Origin of the sequence: Streptomyces sp. P9-2 (genome assembly GCF_051903975.1) — a bacterium.
Taxonomy (GTDB): Bacteria; Actinomycetota; Actinomycetes; order Streptomycetales; family Streptomycetaceae; genus Streptomyces; species Streptomyces cellulosae.
Genome location: NZ_CP192633.1, coordinates 6248099 through 6267110 on the forward strand (window position 1 = coordinate 6248099; position 19012 = coordinate 6267110).

General features: G+C 72.3%; 18 protein-coding genes and 1 pseudogene. 13 read left to right on the plus strand and 6 right to left on the minus strand.

What is annotated here, in order from left to right:
* The first annotated feature begins 3 nt into the window (after window positions 1–3).
* The 5 genes from ACQY0Z_RS28240 (at window position 4) to ACQY0Z_RS28260 (ending at window position 5873) form a co-directional block, all read left to right on the plus strand.
* The gene (locus tag ACQY0Z_RS28240; protein WP_254586313.1) at window positions 4–444 is read left to right on the plus strand and encodes a hypothetical protein; all 441 of its coding nucleotides are present in this window, start codon (window positions 4–6) and stop codon (window positions 442–444) included.
* Between the two features lie 18 nt (window positions 445–462).
* Window positions 463–1446, plus strand: coding sequence for a PDR/VanB family oxidoreductase (locus tag ACQY0Z_RS28245; RefSeq protein ID WP_381727036.1), 984 nt, complete (start codon window positions 463–465; stop codon window positions 1444–1446).
* 47 nt (window positions 1447–1493) lie between these two features.
* Window positions 1494–2780: an MFS transporter gene (locus ACQY0Z_RS28250; RefSeq protein ID WP_254586311.1), complete on the plus strand. Its 1287-nt coding sequence runs from the start codon at window positions 1494–1496 to the stop codon at window positions 2778–2780.
* A gap of 158 nt (window positions 2781–2938) precedes the next feature.
* Window positions 2939–5407 (plus strand): excinuclease ABC subunit UvrA, encoded by a 2469-nt coding sequence (gene uvrA, locus ACQY0Z_RS28255; protein WP_439813026.1) that lies wholly within the window; start codon window positions 2939–2941, stop codon window positions 5405–5407.
* 145 nt (window positions 5408–5552) lie between these two features.
* A complete protein-coding gene (locus ACQY0Z_RS28260) occupies window positions 5553–5873 on the plus strand; it encodes a DUF2795 domain-containing protein (RefSeq protein WP_019521453.1) in 321 nt (106 codons plus the stop codon).
* Window positions 5874–6117: 244 nt separating this feature from the next.
* Here the strand turns inward: ACQY0Z_RS28260 and ACQY0Z_RS28265 are convergent.
* Window positions 6118–6333: pseudogene (locus tag ACQY0Z_RS28265) on the minus strand (LysR family transcriptional regulator); the annotation flags it as partial.
* Between the two features lie 82 nt (window positions 6334–6415).
* On the minus strand, window positions 6416–7918 hold the full coding sequence (locus ACQY0Z_RS28270) for a helix-turn-helix domain-containing protein (RefSeq protein ID WP_439813027.1): 1503 nt from the start codon (window positions 7916–7918) through the stop codon (window positions 6416–6418).
* Window positions 7919–8091: 173 nt separating this feature from the next.
* Here ACQY0Z_RS28270 and ACQY0Z_RS28275 point away from each other — a divergent pair, with 173 nt between their 5' ends.
* The 4 genes from ACQY0Z_RS28275 to ACQY0Z_RS28290 are packed head-to-tail and all read left to right on the plus strand — an operon-like array spanning window position 8092 to window position 11269.
* Window positions 8092–9093: an amidohydrolase family protein gene (locus tag ACQY0Z_RS28275; protein WP_189903087.1), complete on the plus strand. Its 1002-nt coding sequence runs from the start codon at window positions 8092–8094 to the stop codon at window positions 9091–9093.
* A 1-nt stretch (window position 9094) separates the two neighbouring features.
* Window positions 9095–9877: a metal-sulfur cluster assembly factor gene (locus ACQY0Z_RS28280; RefSeq protein ID WP_439813028.1), complete on the plus strand. Its 783-nt coding sequence runs from the start codon at window positions 9095–9097 to the stop codon at window positions 9875–9877.
* On the plus strand, window positions 9874–10899 hold the full coding sequence (locus ACQY0Z_RS28285; protein WP_189903091.1) for an NAD(P)-dependent alcohol dehydrogenase: 1026 nt from the start codon (window positions 9874–9876) through the stop codon (window positions 10897–10899). The genes ACQY0Z_RS28280 and ACQY0Z_RS28285 overlap by 4 nt, the downstream gene beginning before the upstream one ends.
* A gap of 37 nt (window positions 10900–10936) precedes the next feature.
* Entirely contained in the window at window positions 10937–11269 is a 333-nt protein-coding gene (locus tag ACQY0Z_RS28290) for a putative quinol monooxygenase (protein WP_210638029.1), read from the plus strand.
* A 128-nt stretch (window positions 11270–11397) separates the two neighbouring features.
* Here the strand turns inward: ACQY0Z_RS28290 and ACQY0Z_RS28295 are convergent, their stop codons facing one another.
* The 4 genes from ACQY0Z_RS28295 to ACQY0Z_RS28310 form a co-directional block, all read right to left on the minus strand.
* Window positions 11398–12417: a DUF2891 domain-containing protein gene (locus ACQY0Z_RS28295; RefSeq protein WP_439813029.1), complete on the minus strand. Its 1020-nt coding sequence runs from the start codon at window positions 12415–12417 to the stop codon at window positions 11398–11400.
* Window positions 12417–13067 (minus strand): pyroglutamyl-peptidase I, encoded by a 651-nt coding sequence (pcp, locus tag ACQY0Z_RS28300; RefSeq protein WP_189903096.1) that lies wholly within the window; start codon window positions 13065–13067, stop codon window positions 12417–12419. The genes ACQY0Z_RS28295 and pcp overlap by 1 nt, the downstream gene beginning before the upstream one ends.
* A gap of 74 nt (window positions 13068–13141) precedes the next feature.
* Entirely contained in the window at window positions 13142–14116 is a 975-nt protein-coding gene (locus tag ACQY0Z_RS28305) for a DUF979 domain-containing protein (RefSeq protein ID WP_189903098.1), read from the minus strand.
* Window positions 14113–14832, minus strand: coding sequence for a DUF969 domain-containing protein (locus ACQY0Z_RS28310; protein WP_189903100.1), 720 nt, complete (start codon window positions 14830–14832; stop codon window positions 14113–14115). The genes ACQY0Z_RS28305 and ACQY0Z_RS28310 overlap by 4 nt, the downstream gene beginning before the upstream one ends.
* A 195-nt stretch (window positions 14833–15027) precedes the next feature.
* Between ACQY0Z_RS28310 and ACQY0Z_RS28315 the strand changes: the two genes are divergently transcribed.
* From ACQY0Z_RS28315 to ACQY0Z_RS28330, 4 genes are all read left to right on the plus strand, one after another.
* The gene (locus tag ACQY0Z_RS28315; protein ID WP_347225254.1) at window positions 15028–15780 is read left to right on the plus strand and encodes a LamB/YcsF family protein; all 753 of its coding nucleotides are present in this window, start codon (window positions 15028–15030) and stop codon (window positions 15778–15780) included.
* The gene (locus tag ACQY0Z_RS28320) at window positions 15777–16424 is read left to right on the plus strand and encodes a 5-oxoprolinase subunit B family protein (RefSeq protein ID WP_347225253.1); all 648 of its coding nucleotides are present in this window, start codon (window positions 15777–15779) and stop codon (window positions 16422–16424) included. The genes ACQY0Z_RS28315 and ACQY0Z_RS28320 overlap by 4 nt, the downstream gene beginning before the upstream one ends.
* A complete protein-coding gene (locus tag ACQY0Z_RS28325) occupies window positions 16421–17278 on the plus strand; it encodes a biotin-dependent carboxyltransferase family protein (RefSeq protein ID WP_439813030.1) in 858 nt (285 codons plus the stop codon). The genes ACQY0Z_RS28320 and ACQY0Z_RS28325 overlap by 4 nt, the downstream gene beginning before the upstream one ends.
* A 320-nt stretch (window positions 17279–17598) precedes the next feature.
* Window positions 17599–18876, plus strand: coding sequence for a YeeE/YedE family protein (locus tag ACQY0Z_RS28330; protein WP_439813031.1), 1278 nt, complete (start codon window positions 17599–17601; stop codon window positions 18874–18876).
* Window positions 18877–19012: the final 136 nt, after the last annotated feature.

A 19012-nucleotide genomic window follows, 5' to 3' on the forward strand; every position in this document is an offset into this window, starting at 1 on the left:
GGCATGCCGCCAGCCTCCCGCTCCCACCGGTCCTACCAGGCCGACGTACTCCTCGTCCCCCTCGAACCGCGCTCCCGGACCGCCGTCACCGGCCCGGCACCGCACGACGCGCTCGACGGCATCACCATCTCCGGCACCGACACACCCCTGGGCGGCACGGAGTCCCACCCCGACGTCGTGGTCATGCTGACCCACGACCTCGCCGCCGTCGAAGCCGGCGTCGCCACCCGCGTCGGCGCCTCGGCCCGCGCGTCCGGCGCCCTGGTCGGCGCGATCGTCATCAGCCCCGACCGCGGCTGGCACGGCCCCGAAGCACGCAGCGCTGCGGCCGAACTGCGCGCCGCCGCCGACACCGTCGTGGTCCTCTCCGGCATGTCACCCGCCCTCGCACTGCTGCGGGTGCTGCGCGGCGGTCCGCAGACCGCCGGCCACGGCCCGATCTGAAAGAAAGGCAGGCCGACCATGACGGACACCGACTGGATCCAGGCCGTCGTCACCCAAGTCCGCCTGGAAGCCGACCAGGTGATCTCCATGGTGCTCTCGCCCACCGCGGGCGAAACCCTGCCCGGCTGGGAGGCGGGCGCGCACATCGATGTGCGCCTGCCCTCCGGCCTGATCCGGCAGTACTCCCTGTGCGGCGACCCCGCCGATCCGCACTACACGATCGCCGTGCTCCGCGAAAGCGCGGGCCGCGGCGGATCCGCCGAACTCCACGACACCGCGCTCGTCGGCACGACCCTCACGGTGCGCGGCCCCCGCAACCACTTCGCGCTCAGGCCCGCCGCCCGCTACGTCTTCGTCGCCGGCGGCATCGGAATCACCCCCGTCCTGGCCATGGCCCGCCACGCCACCCGGCACGGCGTCCCCTGGTCACTGCACTACGGCGGACGACGCCCCGACACCATGGCGTTCACCGGGGAGCTCCGCGACCTCGCCCACCAGGCGGGCGCGTCCCTCACCCTGCGCAGCGACAGCGCGGAAGGCCCCCTGCCCCTCGCCGACATCGTGCGCGAGGCCCCCGAGGAGAGCCTGCTCTACGCCTGCGGCCCCTCGGGCATGCTCACCGCCCTGCGCGCCGCGGTCGAGTCCGACCGCCCCGATCTGACCCTGATCACCGAGCAGTTCACCGCCGCTCAGCCCCCCGCACCGGCCCCGGACGACGAGGACACCACCCCCGCCGCCGCGTTCGAGGTCGAACTCGCCCGCACCGGCGAGACCGTGACCGTCGAGCCCGGAACCTCCATCCTCGAGGCCGTGCGCGCGGTCCGGCCCGACGTCCTGTACTCCTGCGAGGAAGGCTTCTGCGGCACCTGCGAGACCAAGGTGCTCGCGGGCAAGCCCGTCCATCAGGACACCATCCTCAGCGAGAAGGAACGGGCCGCCGGCAACACCATGATGATCTGCGTCGGCGGCTGCGCCTCACGCCGCCTGGTGCTGGATCTCTGACCGCCCGAGAGCGGTACCCCCGATCCCACACCCACGGAGGTTCAACGGTGAACCTGTCGTCACACAAGCCTGCCCAGCCGTCCGACCACCCGCCGCCGTCGCCGTACCGGTGGGTCGTCCTGATCGCCTGCTGGGTCTCCTTCACCCTCACGTCCATCGACCGCTCCACCTGGGGCCCGGCCTCGGTCTTCGTCGGAGAGAGTCTCGCCGTACCCCTGGCGAGTCTCGGAGCCTTCGCCACCGCCTACTACGTCGGTTACGTCGTCTCCAACGCCCTGGGCGGCATGGGCGTGGACCGCTACGGCGGCCGCATCATGCTGACCGTCTCCCTGCTGGGCGCGGGCATCGGCATGACCGCCTTCGGCTCGACCACGTCGGCGACGGTGGGCATCGCCCTCCAGGCGCTGGTCGGGCTCTTCGCCGGCGCCGACTACTCGGCCGGCATCCGGCTCATCACCAGCTGGTTCCCCGCGGCGAGCCTCGGTCTGCCCATGGGACTGTTCACCACCGCCACGTCCCTCGGCACGGCCATAGCCAACACCGTGGTCCCCGCCATGATCGCCAAGTACAGCTGGCACACCTCGTACCACACGTTCGGCATCCTCTCCATCGTGCTGGCCGTGCTGCTGTTCTTCCTGGTACGGCCCGGCCCGATGCTCGACACCGACGAGTCCAGGAGCGAGCGCCCCGCGAGCCGGCTCGACCTGGGCGCCCTGGCGCGCAACCGCAGCCTCGTCCTGACCTGCCTGACCGGCTTCTGCGGATTCTGGGGCCTGTACGGATTCATCACCTGGGCGAACGCCCTGATGATCAAGGGACACTCGGTCACCCCGGCCACCGCCGGACTGGTCGTGTCCGTCTTCGCGGTCACCGCCATCGCCGTGAAACCGGCGGTCGGATACGTCACGGACCGTTTCTTCGGAGGCGCCCGCAGAACACCCACGATCGCGATCCTCGCGATGTTCGGCGGCACGCTGGTGTGCTTCGGCGAGCTCGGTAACCCGAACGCGCTCATCTGGCTCGCCCCGCTGCTGGGGGCGGCGGCCTACGGCTGGACCCCGCTGGTCGTCGCCCTGGTGCCCAGGCTGGTACCGCCCTCGGTGACGGGCTCCGCGTCCGGCATCGCGAACGCCACCTGGCAACTGGGCAGCGTGGTGGTGCCCGTCGTGGTGGGCATGGTGTTCTCCGCGACCGGTTCCTTCAGCGCGGCCTTCCTCGCGCTGGCCGCCGGCCCGTTCACGGGATGCCTCATCATGCTGGCCGTCAGGGAGCGGTCGACGCCCGAGGCCGGCACCCCGCAGGAAGCCGCGCCGGCCGCGGGCAGCGTCCGGTGACCGGACCCCCTGCCTGAGCGTTTCAGTACCCGTACCGTTCGACTGCCGTTTCCGGGGCCGGCAGAGGGTGGGCGAGCCGGTCCGTGCCGGCTCGCCCACGCCGGAGCCGGTGACGCGCCCGTCGCGCGGTCCGGGACGCGATCAGGTAATCAGGAGGGGTGAACGAGGACGCGACCGACCCCTTCGTGCATGTTCGGGGCGCCGGTGAGAACAACCTGCGGAACATCGATGTCGACGTTCCGCGCAACGCGATGGTCGCCTTCACCGGCGTCTCCGGTTCGGGCAAGTCCTCGCTCGCGTTCGGCACCCTCTACGCGGAGGCCCAGCGGCGCTACTTCGAGTCCGTGGCGCCGTACGCCCGAAGACTGCTGCAGCAGGTCGGCGCACCGCACGTGCGGGAGATCACCGGACTGCCGCCGGCCGTGGCCCTGCAGCAGCGACGCGGGTCGCCCAGCTCGCGCTCGACGGTCGGCACCCTCACCACGCTGTCCAACCTGCTGCGCATGCTGTACTCCCGCGCCGGCACCTATCCGCCCGGCGCCGCCCGGCTGGAGGCCGAGTCGTTCTCACCCAACACCGCGGCCGGCGCCTGCCCCGAATGCCACGGACTGGGCGTCGTGCACGACGTCGCCGAGGACCTGCTCGTCCCGGACCCCTCGCTGAGCATCCGCGAGGGGGCGATCGCCGCCTGGCCGGGCGCCTGGCAGGGCGCCAACCTGCGCAGTGTCGTGAAAGGCCTCGGGATCGACATCGACCGGCCGTGGCGCAGACTCAGCAAGAAGGTCAGGGACTGGCTGCTCTACACGGACGAGCAGCCCTCCGTGTACGTCGAGCCGGAGGAGGGCCGGGTCGATCACGGCTACCGGGGCACGTTCTGGAGCGCCCGCAAGCACGTCATGCACGTCCTCGCCGACTCCAGGAGCGAGAGGATGCGCGAGCGGGCGCTCCGGTTCGTCAGGAGTGTGCCCTGCCCCGCCTGTGACGGCAGCGGACTGCGGCCCGAGGCGCTCGCCGTGACCTTCGCCGGACGTTCCATCGCCGAGATCAACGCGATGCCGCTCACCGAGGTCGTGGCGCTGCTGCGGCCCGTGGCCGGGCGGTCCGAGGCCGACGCCGCCACGTCGACCGCCCGGTCCGGGGAGACGACCGAGGTCGCGGTCCGGATCTGCGGCGATCTGGTCGCGCGGATCGACGTACTGCTCGACCTGGGCCTGGGGTATCTCAGCCTCGGGCGCCGCTCGACGACCCTGTCGCCCGGCGAGGCGCAGCGCCTGCGGATCGCCACCCAACTGCGCTCGGGGCTGTTCGGCGTCGTCTACGTCCTCGACGAACCCTCCGCCGGCCTTCACCCGGCCGACGCCGAACCGCTGCTGGACGTGCTGGACCGCCTCAAGGCGGCGGGCAACTCGCTGTTCGTCGTGGAGCACGACATGGACGTCGTCCGGCGGGCGGACTGGGTGGTCGACATCGGCCCCGGCGCGGGCGAGGGCGGCGGCCGCGTGCTGTACAGCGGACCGGTCGCCGGCCTCGAGCGGGTCGGGGAGTCGGCCACCGCCCGGTATCTGTTCGGGCGCGCCCAGCCCCCCGACCACCGGCCGCGCACCCCGCACGGCTGGCTGCACCTGCGCGGCGTCTCCCGCCACAATCTGCGGGACGTGTCCGTCGACGTACCGCTCCGTGTGCTGACGGCGGTGACGGGCGTGTCCGGTTCCGGGAAGTCGACGCTGGTGACACAGGTGCTCGCCGAGGTGGTCCGCCGCCACCTCGGACTCGCGCCCGAGGAACCCGGCGAGGCGCGTCTGGAGGTCGACGTCCAGGACGCGTCGGGGGTCGAGTCGTTCGACCGGCTGGTCCGGGTCGACCAACGGCCCATCGGCCGGACCCCCCGGTCCAACCTGGCCACCTATACCGGGATGTTCGATGCGGTGCGCAAGCTGTACGCGGCGACGGACGAGGCCAGGGCGCGGGGCTACTCGGCCGGGCGGTTCTCCTTCAACGTGCCCGAGGGGCGGTGCGAGACCTGCCAGGGCGAGGGGTTCGTCGCGGTGGAACTGCTGTTCCTGCCCGGCACCTACGCGCCGTGCCCGACCTGCCACGGCGCCCGGTACAACGCCGAGACGCTGGACGTCACCTATCGCGGCAAGAACATCGCGGACGTGCTCGCGCTGTCCGTCGACGACGCCGCCGCGTTCCTGTCGGAGGTGCCGGCCGCGTCCCGCAGTCTGGAGACGCTGCGCGAGGTGGGACTGGGCTATCTGCGGCTGGGCCAGCCCGCGACGGAACTCAGCGGCGGTGAGGCGCAGCGCATCAAACTGGCCACGGAGCTGCAGCGGGCCCGCCGCGGGCACGCGCTCTACCTGCTCGACGAGCCGACGGCGGGGCTGCACCCCTCGGACGTCGCGCTGCTGCTGCGACAGTTGCACCGGCTCGTCGACGCCGGCAACACGGTCGTCCTCGTCGAGCACGACCTGGACACGATCACCACCGCCGACTGGGTCGTCGACCTCGGTCCCGGCGGCGGTGACGCGGGCGGACGGGTGGTCGCCGCGGGTCCGCCGGCCAAGGTGGCGAGGGCCCGCCGCAGCGCCACCGCGCCCTATCTCGCGGCCCGGCTCGCACGCTCCTGACGCCGGCACCGCGACCGTGGATCCCCGGGTCCTGGACCGGAGCGGAGAACCGGTGAAATCCGGTGGGTGCGGGAGGTGAGTGAGCGGTCCTTGCCGGTTACCCGGGTGGCCCCAGATTCCGGATTCCGACGAGGGAGAAGGAGCCATGACTCACAGTACGAGCGCCCGGGACGTGGTGGAGGCCGTCAAGGATGTCGACTTCCCCGCCGGCAAGGACACGCTGATCGAAGAGGCGAGCCGGAAGGGCGCGCCGCCGGATGTCGTCAAGGCGCTGCGCGGCATTCCGGCCGAGCAGTACGCCAACCGCGAGGAGGTGGCCCGGTCGGTCCGTGTGGACCCCGACTCCGACCTGGGGCTGAGCCCGGCTCAGCGAGCCGAGCAGGCCCGGAAGGGCGGCAGGCCCGGACAGTCCCAGCATTTCCGCGAGGTGCCGAAACCGCCGGTCGAGGAGGAGCTGGACAGCTGATCTCGCAGCGTGGCACGGACTCCGCGGGCCGCCGGTCCCGCGTGGCCGTGCGGGTGCGAGGCGCACACGGTGGGCCGGGCGTCACAGGGCCATGACGTGGAGGTCGACCAGGTCGAGCAGCGCCCGGAGAGCCGAGCTGGGCCGCCGCGTCGACGACGCGCCGGGACGCGTGGCTCCAGCGGGGCACGGTGCCGTGAACGTCCAGGACGTGCGGCCCGGTGGCGCGGGCGACGGCGAACGCGGGCAGGACGGCGACGCCCGGACCGTGCCGGACCAGTGCCGCCCCCATGTCGATGTCGGGTACTTCCAGCGCCACGCGGCGTGCGACGCCCGCCGCAGCGAACGCCCGACCACCTCGCGGTTGCCGTAACCCGGAGGGATGTCCACGGACCGCGCACCCGGTCCCGGCGGGCTCCCGGCGCAGTGGTCCGCCCACCCCCATGACCGCTCCGAGGCGCATGCGGCACGGGTTGTCCGGGAGCGCGCAGCCGGGCGCTCGGGGCGGGTACGCGTGACACGGACCAGGGACGGGCCGTCCCTCCTCAGCGGGTACGGGAGGGGATGGTGATGTCGTACTGGGCGATCTTGCGGTAGATGGTCGCCCGGCTCATGCCGAGGGCGTCCGCGGCCTGCGCCACCGTGGTGGCCGGTTCGGTGAGACACCTGATGATCTCGTCCCGTTCCAGGGCCTGGATCCGGCTCAGCCGACGAGGCGTGCCGACGAAGACCTCGCCGGGGAGGTGCCGGAGGTCGACGACGTCGGTGCGGGAAGCGGCGTCGCACACGGTCCGCCGGAGCTGCCTGCTGTTCTCCGGCCAGTGATAGGTGGTCAGCGCCTGGGCGGCCGCAGGGGAGAAGGTGACGGGACGGCCCCGGAACGCGCGGGCGAAGTGGTCCGCCAGGGGAAGTATGTCGTCGGGGCGGGAACGCAGGGTGGGTGCTTCCACCACGGCGCCGACCAGTGAACGCAGGGCCTGGGGGATGCTCGCGTAGTCCTCGGCGGTGATGACGGCCGGGTGCGGGTGCGGGTCCGCGGTGTCCCCGTACGCTCTGCCGGAGAGCAGCCCGGCCAGGTCCTCGGCTGCCCACGCGGGCAGGGTGTGGACCCCTGCGATGATCACGCAGGTGTGAGTCTTGGTCAGCTCCGGGGCCCAGATCTCCATCCACGGCGTGATGTCGTCGGGCAGCGGGGGACGGGCGCACAGAATGCGTTCCCGGGACCGCACCTGGCGCCGGGCGAGGGCCGCGAGGGTCGACTTGCCCGTTCCCGGCTCTCTCACCACGGCGAGGAGCCGGCCCTCGGCCAGGGCGGTACGGGCTTCCGCGACCGCGTCCGTCCACCGTGCCGACAGGAGGGGGGACCGGCTCCCCGTGCCGGCCCGGTGCGCGAACACCTGGAACACCTCGCCGCGAGGAGCCGGACGCGGCTTCCTGCCGGTGGTGCGGGCGAGCATCAGGGCGGCCGTGTTCCCTGCCGCCGCCTGCGCCAGCGCCAGGAGCAGCTTCGACGAACGGTCCGACCATGTGGTGAGGTTGACGCTGCCCGCGAGTTCCCCGGTGACGGGGTCGAGCACGGGTACCGCGGCGCAGGTGTACTGCCGCAGGAGGGTGCAGTAGTGCTCCTCGGCGCGTACCAACGAGGGTGCGCGGTCGGCGAGGGCGAGGCCCATCCCGTTGGTGCCGGCGTTGCTCTCGGAGAAGAAGAAGCCGGGGGCGAGGTTGACCCGGTCGAGGGACCGGCTGACCGAGGAGTCGCCGCACAACCGGAACAGCACCAAGCCGTCGCTGTTGGTGAGCGTCATGCCGACCGGTTCGTCGGCCAGCGTGTCCTTGAGTCCCCGAAGCACCTCGTGGCCGCATTCGTAGAGCAGGGACTCGGTGTCCACCGTGCCCGTGAAGTCGGGCCGCAGGTCCTCCGGAGTCAGGCCGTACCGTCGGCTGCGCTGCCATGACGCCTGCAGACGGGGCGTCAGCAGCGCTGTCTCTGCGGCCGTCGCCTCGTCCCCGTGGCGGGCGACGGGCGCCGGGTTGCGGTTCTGGTCCACTGCGGCCTCCACACCGAGCCCGTGCGTCGATCTGCGCTCAGGCTATGACGGGGGTGCCGGACAGCGTTCCCTGCCGGCTGTCTCAAAGTGAGACAGCACGAGCCTGCCCCGTCGCCGCGACTCTGCCTAACGTCACTCTCCGGAACACGGTCGTCACCGGGACGGAGACCGACATGTACGCCAAGGACGGCGAGAACTACTTCATCGTGGACGCGCACGTCGCACTGTGGGACGCGCGTCCCTCGAACCAGCTGAACATCCACGGCAAGCAGTTCATCGACTGCTTCTACGACTATCACCGCAACCTCAGCCCGGAGGCTGAGTTGTGGCCGTACGAGGACTTCCTCTACTACGGCGGCCGGCGCCTGATGAAGGACCTCTTCGACGACGGGCACGTCGACCATGCGATCTTCCAGCCCGCCCATCTCGGAGCGTTCTTCGACAGCGGCTTCGGCCAGGCCGAGGAAGCCTTCGCGCTGGCGCAGCAGCACCCCGACCGGCTGACCTACAACCACTGCTGGGACCCGCGTCTCGAGCAGAAGGGGATCGAACAACTCCGCCGGGACGCGGCACGTTTCGGGCTCAAGGGCGCCAAGCTGTACACCGCGGAATGGCACGGCGACTCACGCGGCTACAAACTCGACGACACGTGGTCGTACCGCTATCTGGAGGCAGCCCGGGAACTGGGCATCAAGAACATCCACATCCACAAGGGCCCGACGATCCGGCCGCTCGACAGGGACGCCTTCGACGTCGCGGATGTCGACAAGGCCGCGAGCGACTTCCCGGAACTGAACTTCGTCGTCGAGCACTGCGGACTGCCCCGCCTCGAGGACTTCTGCTGGATCGCCACGCAGGAACCGAACGTGCACGCCGGTCTGGCGGTCGCCATGCCCTTCATCCACCGCCGTCCCCGGTACTTCGCACAGATCCTCGGCGAGCTCCTGTTCTGGCTCGACGAGAACCGCATCCAGTTCTCCAGCGACTACGCGCTGTGGACTCCCCGCTGGCTGATCGAGAGGTTCGTCGACTTCCAGATCCCCGAGGACATGCAGGGGGAGTACCCGCCGATCACCGTGGAACAGAAGAAGAAGATCCTCGGGCTGAACGCGGCGGCCCTGTACGACATCCCGGTCCCCGCCGACCTCGCCCTGGCACAGCCGGCGGGGGTGTGAGATGGCCGCGCACGCCCCGGCGCGCGAGAAGCACGCCACGACACTGGAGGAGCGGGCCCGGCAGGCGCTCGCCCGGGTCGTCGATCCCGAGCTGGACGAACCGATCACGGACCTGGGTTTCGTACGGTCCGTCGAGGCCGACGGCGATCACCGGCTGACCGTGCACCTGCGGCTGCCGTCCTCGTTCTGCGCGCCGAACTTCGCCTACCTCATGGCGTCCGACGCGAAAGACGTCCTGACGGCCCTCCCCGGGGTCGGCGCGGTCACGGTGCTGCTCGACGACCATCACGACTCGGACCTGATCAACCGCGGACTGGCCACGGACGCCGGTTACCGCGGGACCTTCGGAGCCGAGGCGGGGAACGGCCTCGAGGAACTGCGGCTGATCTTCCGCCGCAAAGCCCATGCCGCCGCCATGGAACGCGCGCTCTCCGCGCTGCTGCGGCAGGACCCCTCGCTCACCGAGGAACGTCTCCACGGCATCGTGCTCGGCGATCTGCCGAGCACCGAAGCGACCAGCGCGCTGCTGCGACGCCGCGAGGCCCTGGGGCTCGGCACATCACCGTCCGACCCCGTCATGGTCGACGACCATGGACTGCCCTACCAGGCGGGCGAGATCCCGTTGCGGCTGCGCTTCGCCCGGTCGGTCCGCCTGTCGATCGACGGCAACGCGCACTTCTGCCGTGCCCTTCTGCGCACCCGCTATCCGGACGCCGCCCAGGACCAGTCGCCCCGCCAGGAAGACAGCACGCTCGTCACCCCCGAAAAGGAGCACACCCCGTGAAGGCAGTCCAGGTCGTCGGATACCACCGCAACCTCGAGCTCGCGAACGTACCGTCTCCCACGGTCACCGGCCCGTACGACGTGATCGTGAAGATCGGCGGGGCCGGCGTCTGCCGCACCGATCTGCACATCCTCGAAGGCCAGTGGGCCGAGAAGTCGGGCGTGACGCTGCCGTACACGATCGGGCACGAGAACGCCGGCTGGGTGCACGCCGTGGGCAGTGCCGTCACCAACGTCGCCGAGGGCGACAAGGTCATCGTCCACCCGCTGATCACCTGCGGGCTGTGCCGGGCGTGCCGCTCGGGCGACGACGTGCACTGCGAGCAGAGCCTCTTCCCCGGCATCGACACCGCCGGCGGTTACGCCGAGTACCTCAAGACCTCCGCCCGCAGCGTCGTCCGTATCGACGACTCCCTGGAACCCGCCGACGTCGCGGCGCTGGCCGACGCCGGCCTCACCGCCTACCACGCCGTGGCCAAGGCGGCCCGCCGTCTCCGCCCGGGCGACCGGTGCGTGGTCATCGGCGCGGGCGGACTCGGACACATCGGCGTGCAGGTCCTCAAGGCGCTGACCGCCGCCGAGATCGTGGTCGTCGACCGGAATCCCGACGCGTTGAAGCTGGCCCTCTCGATCGGGGCGGACCATGGCGTCATGAGCGGCGGCAATCAGGTCGAGGAGGTCCTCGCCCTCACCGGCGGGCACGGAGCCGAAGCCGTGATCGACTTCGTCGGCGAGGGCGGCGCCACGCGCGACGGCGTGCGCATGCTGCGGCGTGCGGGCGACTACCATGTGGTCGGCTACGGCGAGAACATCGACGTACCCACCATCGACGTCATCTCGGCCGAGATCAACTTCATCGGAAACCTGGTCGGGTCCTACAACGACCTGTGCGAACTGATGGTGCTCGCGGCTCGGGGCAAGGTGCGGCTGCACACCACCGCATATCCCCTCGACCGCTTCCAGGACGCCCTGGACGACCTCGACGCCGGACGGGTGCGAGGACGGGCCATTCTCGTGCCGTGAACGGATCGCCGACCGATACGCCTCTGGGAGACCCCCCTTGATCTTCATCACCGCCAAGTTCCACGTTCTGCCCGAAGACGCCGACGCCTGGCCGGACATCACCCGCGAGTTCACCCAGGCCACCCGCGCCGAGCCCGGATGCCTGTGGTTCGACTGGTCCCGCAGTGTCGAGGACCCCACGGTCTACGTGCTGGTCGAAGCCTTCCGCGACGACGAGGCCGGCCAGGCCCACGTCACCTCCGACCACTTCACCAAGGCACGGAGCACCCTGCCGCCCCACCTCGTACGGACCCCGGAGATCGTCAACGTCACGGTTCCGCAGGAGGGTTGGTCACTGCTCGGGGAAATGGCCGTTCCGGCACGGGACTAGGGGGGGACTGCCTGCCCGGCAGGCAGTCCCGGCCCCCGCTCTTGAGGCGGTGTTGACCGGAATGGGGGGATTCGCCCACTTCCCGGTCAACACCGCCTTGTGGCGCGCCGTTCGGCCGCCGAGCGGCGTCACATCGGTTCATCGCGCCCCGTGTCAAGGGCCAACGCCGCGAACGTGGCCAGCCAGTGGTCCGTGGTGAAGTCGCCGCGCCGCACGGCGGGCAGGCCCGCGGCGAGGTGGGCCTCGGCCGCCTCGGCCAGACGCGTGCGGACCGGACCGTGCGGCAGCGCAGCCGCGATCGAGCGCAGCGCGGCGGCCCTGCTGAGGGCGAGGCCCAGCAGATGCCCGATCTGCGGGTCGGCGTGGTCGGAGACCACCGGGACCTCCAGCAGCGGGCAGGGCGCGCCGGAGCGCAGCGCGGGGAGGAAGCGGTCGAGCCACTGCGCGAACCGCTCCCGCTCCAGCACCCTGCGCATCGCGTCGGCCTCGGTCAGCGCCGGCGACAGGAAGTCCTGCCCCGACGGTTCCCAGTGCGCGGGCGCGTCGTGGTCGTCGGCGAACCACGCCAGCAGACGTTCTCGTACGGCCTGGGTGGTCGCGGCGGACACCTCCCCGGAGTCGAGGACGAGCCCCAGGGCGAAGGCGCTGTTGGGATGGGCGCCGTGGCGTACCGGGTACGTCGCCTTCGGCAGCCAGTCGGCCAGCAGCCGCTCGACCGCGGCGACCCCCGGCGCCAGCGCCTCGGCCCAGCGGGCGCCCGCCGCGCCCCCGTGCGCCCGGCACTCGGCGGCGAGCGCGACCAGCCAGGCCCAGCCGTACGGCCGCTCGAAGGAGGGCCGGTCGAGGAGGTAGGCGGCCTCGGCGGCGATGTTCTCCGGGGTGAGGTGCCGGTCGAGCACCTCGACGACCGGCGCGGTCTCCGGGAACGCGGCCGTTCCCCCGTGGCGGCGCAGCAGACGGACGAGCAGCCAGTGCATATGGACCGAGGAGTGCCAGTCGTAGGCGCCGTAGAAGGCCGGATGCAGGGCGCTCGGTTCGAGCCGCTCCTCCGGTGACGTCACCAGGTGGGCGGGGAAGTTGGGGTACTCCCGGGTGATGTTCGCGAGGGCGAGCCGGGCGAAGCCGGCCGCGCACGCGGTGAGCGGCATCAGTGGGTGGCTCCCTCGGTGACCTTCAGGTCCTGGTCCGCGGGCATGTCGGCGGCGGCGGCCAGCAGGGCGCGCACCCCCCGGGCGACCGTGGCGGGCTCCAGGGCCGGGGCGGTGCCGTCCGTGACCTGCTCCGGCGCCCAGGGGACGTGCACGAAACCGCCGCGCACGTGCGGGAATTCGGTGGCGATGAGGTGACCGAGGCCGTAGGTGATGTGGTTGCAGACGAACGTGCCCGCGGTGTTGGAGACGGCGGCCGGGACACCGGCCTCGCGCATCGCGGCGACGCAGGCCTTCACGGGCAGGGTGGAGAAGTACGCGGCGGGGCCGCCCGGGACGACCGGTTCGTCGATGGGCTGGTTGCCCGCGTTGTCGGGGATGCGCGCGTCGTCGACGTTGATGCCGACGCGCTCCACGGTGACGCCGGGGCGGCCGCCCGCCTGGCCCAGGCAGACCACCAGGTCGGGGGCCGACGCGCGGATGGCGTCGCGCAGCGCGTCGATGGACGCCCCGAAGACGCAGGGGAGTTCGACGGCGGTGACCGTGAGCCCGGCGGGCGGCTCGGCGGCCACGAGGGAGGCCGCCTGCCAGGACGGGTTGACGCTCTCGCCGTCGAAGGGGGCGAAACCGGTGATGAGCACGCGGGTCATGGCGCTTCCTTTACGGGTGGGACGGCGCTGCGACCGGGGCAGGGCCGTCCGGGGGGGCGAGGGGTGACGGTGGTTCAGAAGGCGAAGAGCGCCATGATCACGGTGCAGCAGACGAGCAGCGCGAGCGCCGTCGGGATCTGTGCCTTGATCGGTCCGTACTGGTCCTTCAGCTCGAGCAGCGTGGCCGGCACGATGTTGAAGTTGGCGGCCATCGGCGTGCAGAGCGTGCCGCAGAAACCGGCCAGCATGCCGATCGCGAGCACGGCCGGCGCGTTGCCGTTCATCTGCTCGATGAGGACGGGCCAGCCGATCGCCGCGGTCATCACGGGGAAGGCGGCGAAGGCGTTGCCCACGATCACGGTGAACAGGAACATGCCGACGCAGTACGCGATCACGGCGAGGTACTTCGAGTTCTCCGGCAGCAGGGTGTTCACGATCTCGCCGACCTGGGTGCCGACGCCGGCCAGCGCGAAGATGGAGCCGAGCACCGCCAGGAGCTGGGGGAGCAGCAGGGCCGAGCCCATCGCCTCCAGCATGGAGCGGCCCGAGTGGAGCGGGACGGAGACCTTCTTCTCGCCGGTGACCAGCATGCCGACGACCAGCGCGACGACGCATCCGAGGCCGAGCCCGAGGAGCGTGGCCTTGCCCGTCTCGAACAGGCCGGACTCGTCGAGCACGGAGGCGCAGACGATGGCGACGAACGGGATCGTCAGGGCGGGGATGAAGATCTTGCTGCCGAGCCGGACCGCGGAGGCCTCGCGCTGCTCGGCGGTCGTGGTGACCGGGACGCCCTTGCCGAGGAAGTTGAACCCGGCGAGCACGATCAGGGCGAGGACCGCGACACCGAGCGGTTCGGCGGGCAGCCGCCAGGCGGCGGTGCCCGGCTCCACGGCGGCGACCCCGGTGCCGTACGGGAAGGTCAGCCCGAGCAGGCCCCAGAACGCGGCCGAGGTCCACCGCTTGGGATTGGTGCGGTCGGCCGCCATCTGCACGGCCATGACGACGAAGACGAGGCCCACCAGCCAGTAGAGCCACTCGACCTTGATCACTTGTCGGCCCCCTTCGGAAGCGGCAGGTCGTGCTCGGCGGAGGCGAGCGCCATCTCGCGCTCCAGCTGCCTGTCGAGGAGCAGCAGCCGGGCACCGTGGATGACGAAGGCGCAGACGGCGAGCGGGACCGCCCACAGGGCCAGCTCGGTCGGCTCGATCTCCTGCCCGTATGTCGAGTTCACGAAGCCGGTGATCAGGAGGATGGAGCCGATCGCGATGAAGCAGTCCTCGCCGAAGAAGAGGCCCACGGTGTCGGACGACGACGCGTAGGAGCGGACCTTCTCGCGCAGGCGGCCGGTCAGCGAGGCGTTGAGCTTGCGCTCGGCGGCGGCCTCGGCCATCGGTGCGACGAGCGGTCGCACGGTCTGCGCGGGACCGCCGATGTTGTTGAGGCCGAAGGCCGCGGTGATCTGGCGGACGAGCAGGTAGACCGCGAGGAAGCGGCCGGCGCTCAGCTTGCCGAGGCGGCCGATGAGCCTGCGGGCCTGCTCGCGCAGGCCGTAGCGCTCCAGAAGGCCGATCACCGGCAGCACGATGGCGAAGACGGTCACCGAGCGGCTGTCGGCGAAGGACCGGCCGAAGGCCGCGAGGACCTCGAGCGGGTCCATCTTGCCGAGCAGACCGGTGACGATGCCGGCGACGCCGACCACGAGGGCGGGATTGCGGCGTGTGACGAATCCGAGGATCACAACGACCACACCGAGAAGAACGATCATGCGGTGGCCTTCTTCAGGCGAATGGGGCAGGGCACCAGAGACGGCACGGATCCAGGATGCCGGAATCCGTGAGGGATACACGGACCTTAGGGGATCGTTGAACGATGGAACAAGGGGTTGATCTCAGGCCGTGATTGTGGGCGGCGAAAACGACCCCCTTGTTGGATCGTTCAACGATCGTCTAAGTTTCCGGACGTGATCGATCTCAACGCAGACCTCGGTGAAGGCTTCGGCCGGTGGACCCTCACCGACGACGAAGCCCTCCTTTCCGTCATCACCAGCGCCAACGTCGCCTGCGGCTTCCACGCGGGCGACCCGTCGGTGATGCGCCGCGTCTGCCACCTCGCCGCCGAGCGCGGGGTGCGGATCGGGGCGCAGGTGTCCTACCGCGACCTGGCCGGCTTCGGACGGCGCGCCATGGACGTGCCCGCCGACGAACTCGCCGCCGAACTGGCCTACCAGATCGGGGCGCTGCGAGTCTTCGCCGAGGCCGCCGGGGCCGAGGTCGCGTACGTCAAGCCGCACGGCGCGCTCTACAACCGCACCGTCCACGACGCCGAGCAGGCCGAGGCCGTCGTGGCGGGCGTGCGACTGGCCGGCGGGTCGCTGCCGGTGCTCGGTCTGCCCGGCTCGCAGCTGCTCGCCGCCGCCGAGGACGCGGGGCTCACCGCCGTTCCGGAGGCCTTCGCGGACCGGTCCTACACCGCCGAGGGCACGCTCGTGTCGCGCCGCGAGGCGAACGCGGTGGTGACCGACGAGGACACCGTGGTGCGGCGCGCGCTCGCGTTCGGCGTGGACGGCGCGATCGAGGCCGTGGACGGCACGACCGTCACGGTGGCCGCCCGCTCGCTGTGCGTCCACGGCGACACCCCGGGCGCGGCCCGGACAGCCGCCCGGGTGCGCGAGGCACTGGAGAAGGCCGGGGTCGGGGTCGGGGCCTTCGCATGACGGACGGCCGGATGCTGGACGTGCGCCCCGCCGGGCGCCACGCGCTGCTCGTCGAACTGCCGGACGCCGAGCGCACCGGCGACCTCCTCGCCGAACTGCTGCGACGGCGTGCGGCGGGCACCCTGCCGCCGGTCGAGGAGATCGTGCCGGGGGCCCGGACCGTACTCCTCGACGGCGTGCGGGACCCGGAGGAGTGGGCCCGCCGGCTCGCCGAGTGGGACGTGCCGTCGCGGACCGAGGACGACGGGGGAGTCGTGGAGATCCCCGTGCGCTACGACGGACCGGACCTGGCCGACGTGGCCGCCCGGTGGGGCATCGGCCCCGGCGAGGTCGCCGCCCGGCACTCCTCGTACACGTACCGCGTCGCCTTCTGCGGCTTCGCGCCCGGGTTCGGCTACCTCACCGGACTGCCCGAGGAACTGCACGTGCCGCGCCGCGACACGCCCCGCACCCGGGTCCCGGCCGGGGCGCTGGCGCTCGCGGGCCCCTACACCGCCGTGTACCCGCGCGCCACCCCCGGCGGCTGGCAGCTGATCGGCACCATGCCGGACCCGGCCCCGCTGTGGGACCTGACACGGGAGCAGCCGGCGCTGCTCACACCGGGAACGCGCGTGCGCTTCGTCCCCCAGGGCGGTGCGGCATGACCCCCAAGCTCACCGTCGTACGCTCCGGCGCCCTGACCGCCGTGCAGGACGCCGGCCGGCGCGGCCACGCCCACCTGGGAGTCCCGCGCTCCGGCGCCCTGGACGCGCCCGCGATGCGGCTCGCCAACCGCCTGCTCGGCAACGCGCCCGACGCGGCCGTCCTGGAGACCACCCTGACCGGCTGCGCCGTGCGGCCCGACCGCGCCGTCACCGTCGTGGTCGGCGGTGCGCCCTGCCCGGTGACGGTCGACGGCCGGCCCGTGCCGTGGGGAGCGCCGGTGCGGGTGCCCGCGGGCGCGGTCCTGGACGCGGGCGGGGTGACCGCGGGCGTGCGCTCGTACGTGGCCGTCGCCGGCGGCGTCGCGGCCGAACCGGTCCTCGGCAGCCGCTCGACGGACCTCCTCTCCGGGCTCGGCCCGTCGCCCCTGCGCGACGGCGACGTGCTCCGGGTGGGCGACTCCGGCCGGGAGCCGGCCCTCCCCGGCGTGGCGCCCTGGCCGGCGCCGCCCGCCGAACTCACCCTGCCGGTGCGGCTCGGCCCCCGCGCCGACTGGTTCACCCCCGCCGCGCTGCGCACCCTCACCTCGGCGACGTACCGCGTGTCCCCGCACAGCAACCGCATCGGCCTGCGCACCGAAGGGCCGCCGCTGGAGCGCGCGTCGACGGGCGAGCTGCCCAGTGAGGGCATGGTGCTCGGCGCGGTGCAGGTGCCGCCGGACGGGCGCCCGGTGGTGTTCCTGCACGACCACCCGACGACGGGCGGCTACCCGGTGATCGGGGTCGTCGCGGAATCCGCGCTGGCGGCGGCGGCCCAGGCGGTCGTGGGCACGCCGGTGCGCTTCGTACCGGGGTGATCGTCAGCCGGCGGTCAGCTCACCGCCCCCGGGAGCTCGAGCGGCGGATGTGTGGCACATGCAACGTTCACATGCTGAGATCCGGTTCTGACGTGTTGAAATCGGATCATATTCTGGAGCCATGTCCGCACCCGCCCGCCTGCTCTGCCTCGCCCTGATGGCGAACTCGGCGTGGTGCGTCGACGACGGCCTCTGTCGCCGCTGAGCCGTACCGGCCGGTTCCCCCTGCCGCACGCCGCCGCCCGGGCCGCGGCGTCGCCCGACCCGGCCTCCCGCACGTGTCGTGCCCCACCCCGACCCGTACCTCTCGGAGTCCACCTGTGACCATCGCCCCGTCCCCCCAGGCGGCGAAGACCGCCGCACTGCTGTCCCCGTCACCCACCTCCGTCCCACGGCCGCCGGCGCCCCCCGCGCCGCCGGTGCGCCGCGGCCCGCTCGTGGTGTCCGGGCTGCTCGGCGCGGCACTGACCGCCTATGTGTGGTCCGCCCACGGGGCCAAGCCCGGCGTCCTGCTGCTGCTCGGCCTCGGCCTCGGCGTCGCCCTGTTCCACTCCCGCTTCGGCTTCACCTCCGCCTGGCGGCAGCTGATCGCCGTCGGCAACGGCGCGGGACTGCGGGCCCACGCCCTGCTGCTGGGCACCACGACGACGCTGTTCGCCCTGATCATCGGCACGGGCACCGGACTGTTCGGCTCCGTGCCGGCGCCCTCGGCCGGACCTCTGGGCGCGGGACTGCTCATCGGCTCGTTCGTCTTCGCCGTCGGCATGCAACTCGGCGGCGCCTGCGCCTCCGGCACCCTCTTCGCGGTCGGCTCGGGACAGACGTCGATCCTGCTCACCCTCGGCGGCTTCATCGGCGGTGCGACGCTGGCCGCCTGGCAGTTCGACCTGTGGAAGGACCTGCCCGCGCTGGAGCCGGTCGTCATGGCCGACCACATCGGCTGGTTCGGCTCGTGGGCGGTGACGATCCTCGCGCTCGCCGCCGTCGTCGTCATCACCCGTCGTGTCCAGGCCCGACGCAACCCGCCGCCCCTCGGTGCCGTGCCCTCCGCGCGCGGCGTGGCCCGCGTGCTGCGCGGTTCCTGGCCGCTGGCCGTCGGCGCGCTGGCGCTGGCCGCGCTGGGCGCGGGCGTGCTGCTCGTCTCCGGCGGCGCGTGGGGCATCACCAGCGCCTTCAGCCTGTGGGGATCGGAGCTGGTGGGAGCGCTCGGCGGTCACCCCGAGCAGTGGACCTGGTGGCAGAAGCCCGGGAACAAGGAGATGCTCGCCGGGTCGGTCCTCGCGGACAGGACCAGCCTCACCGACATCGGCATCATGATCGGCGCGGCGGTCGCCGCGGCGCTCGGCGGCACGTGGGCGCTGCACCGCGGCGTGGCGTGGCGCACGGCGGTCGCCGCGGTGCTGGGCGGAGTCCTGATGGGCATCGGCGCCCGCCTGGCCGGCGGCTGCAACATCGGCGCGTACCTCGCGGGCATCGCCTCCGGCAGTCTCCACGGCTGGGTCTGGGGCGCCACGGCCCTCCTGGGCACCTGGGCCGGCCTGAAGCTGCGACCGCTGTTCGGCCTGGGGAACCCCAAGCCGGGGGACGGGGTGTGCTGAGGGGCGGCCGCCGCGACGCTCTTCCTCCTTGCACTGCCGCAGTCGCTCGCTCTCGTGCGGGGGCCCCGGCCGCACTGTCCGCAGGCGGGACGGCAGCCACGGCGAGGGGGCCGGGGCACTGCCGTAGGCGGCCGTC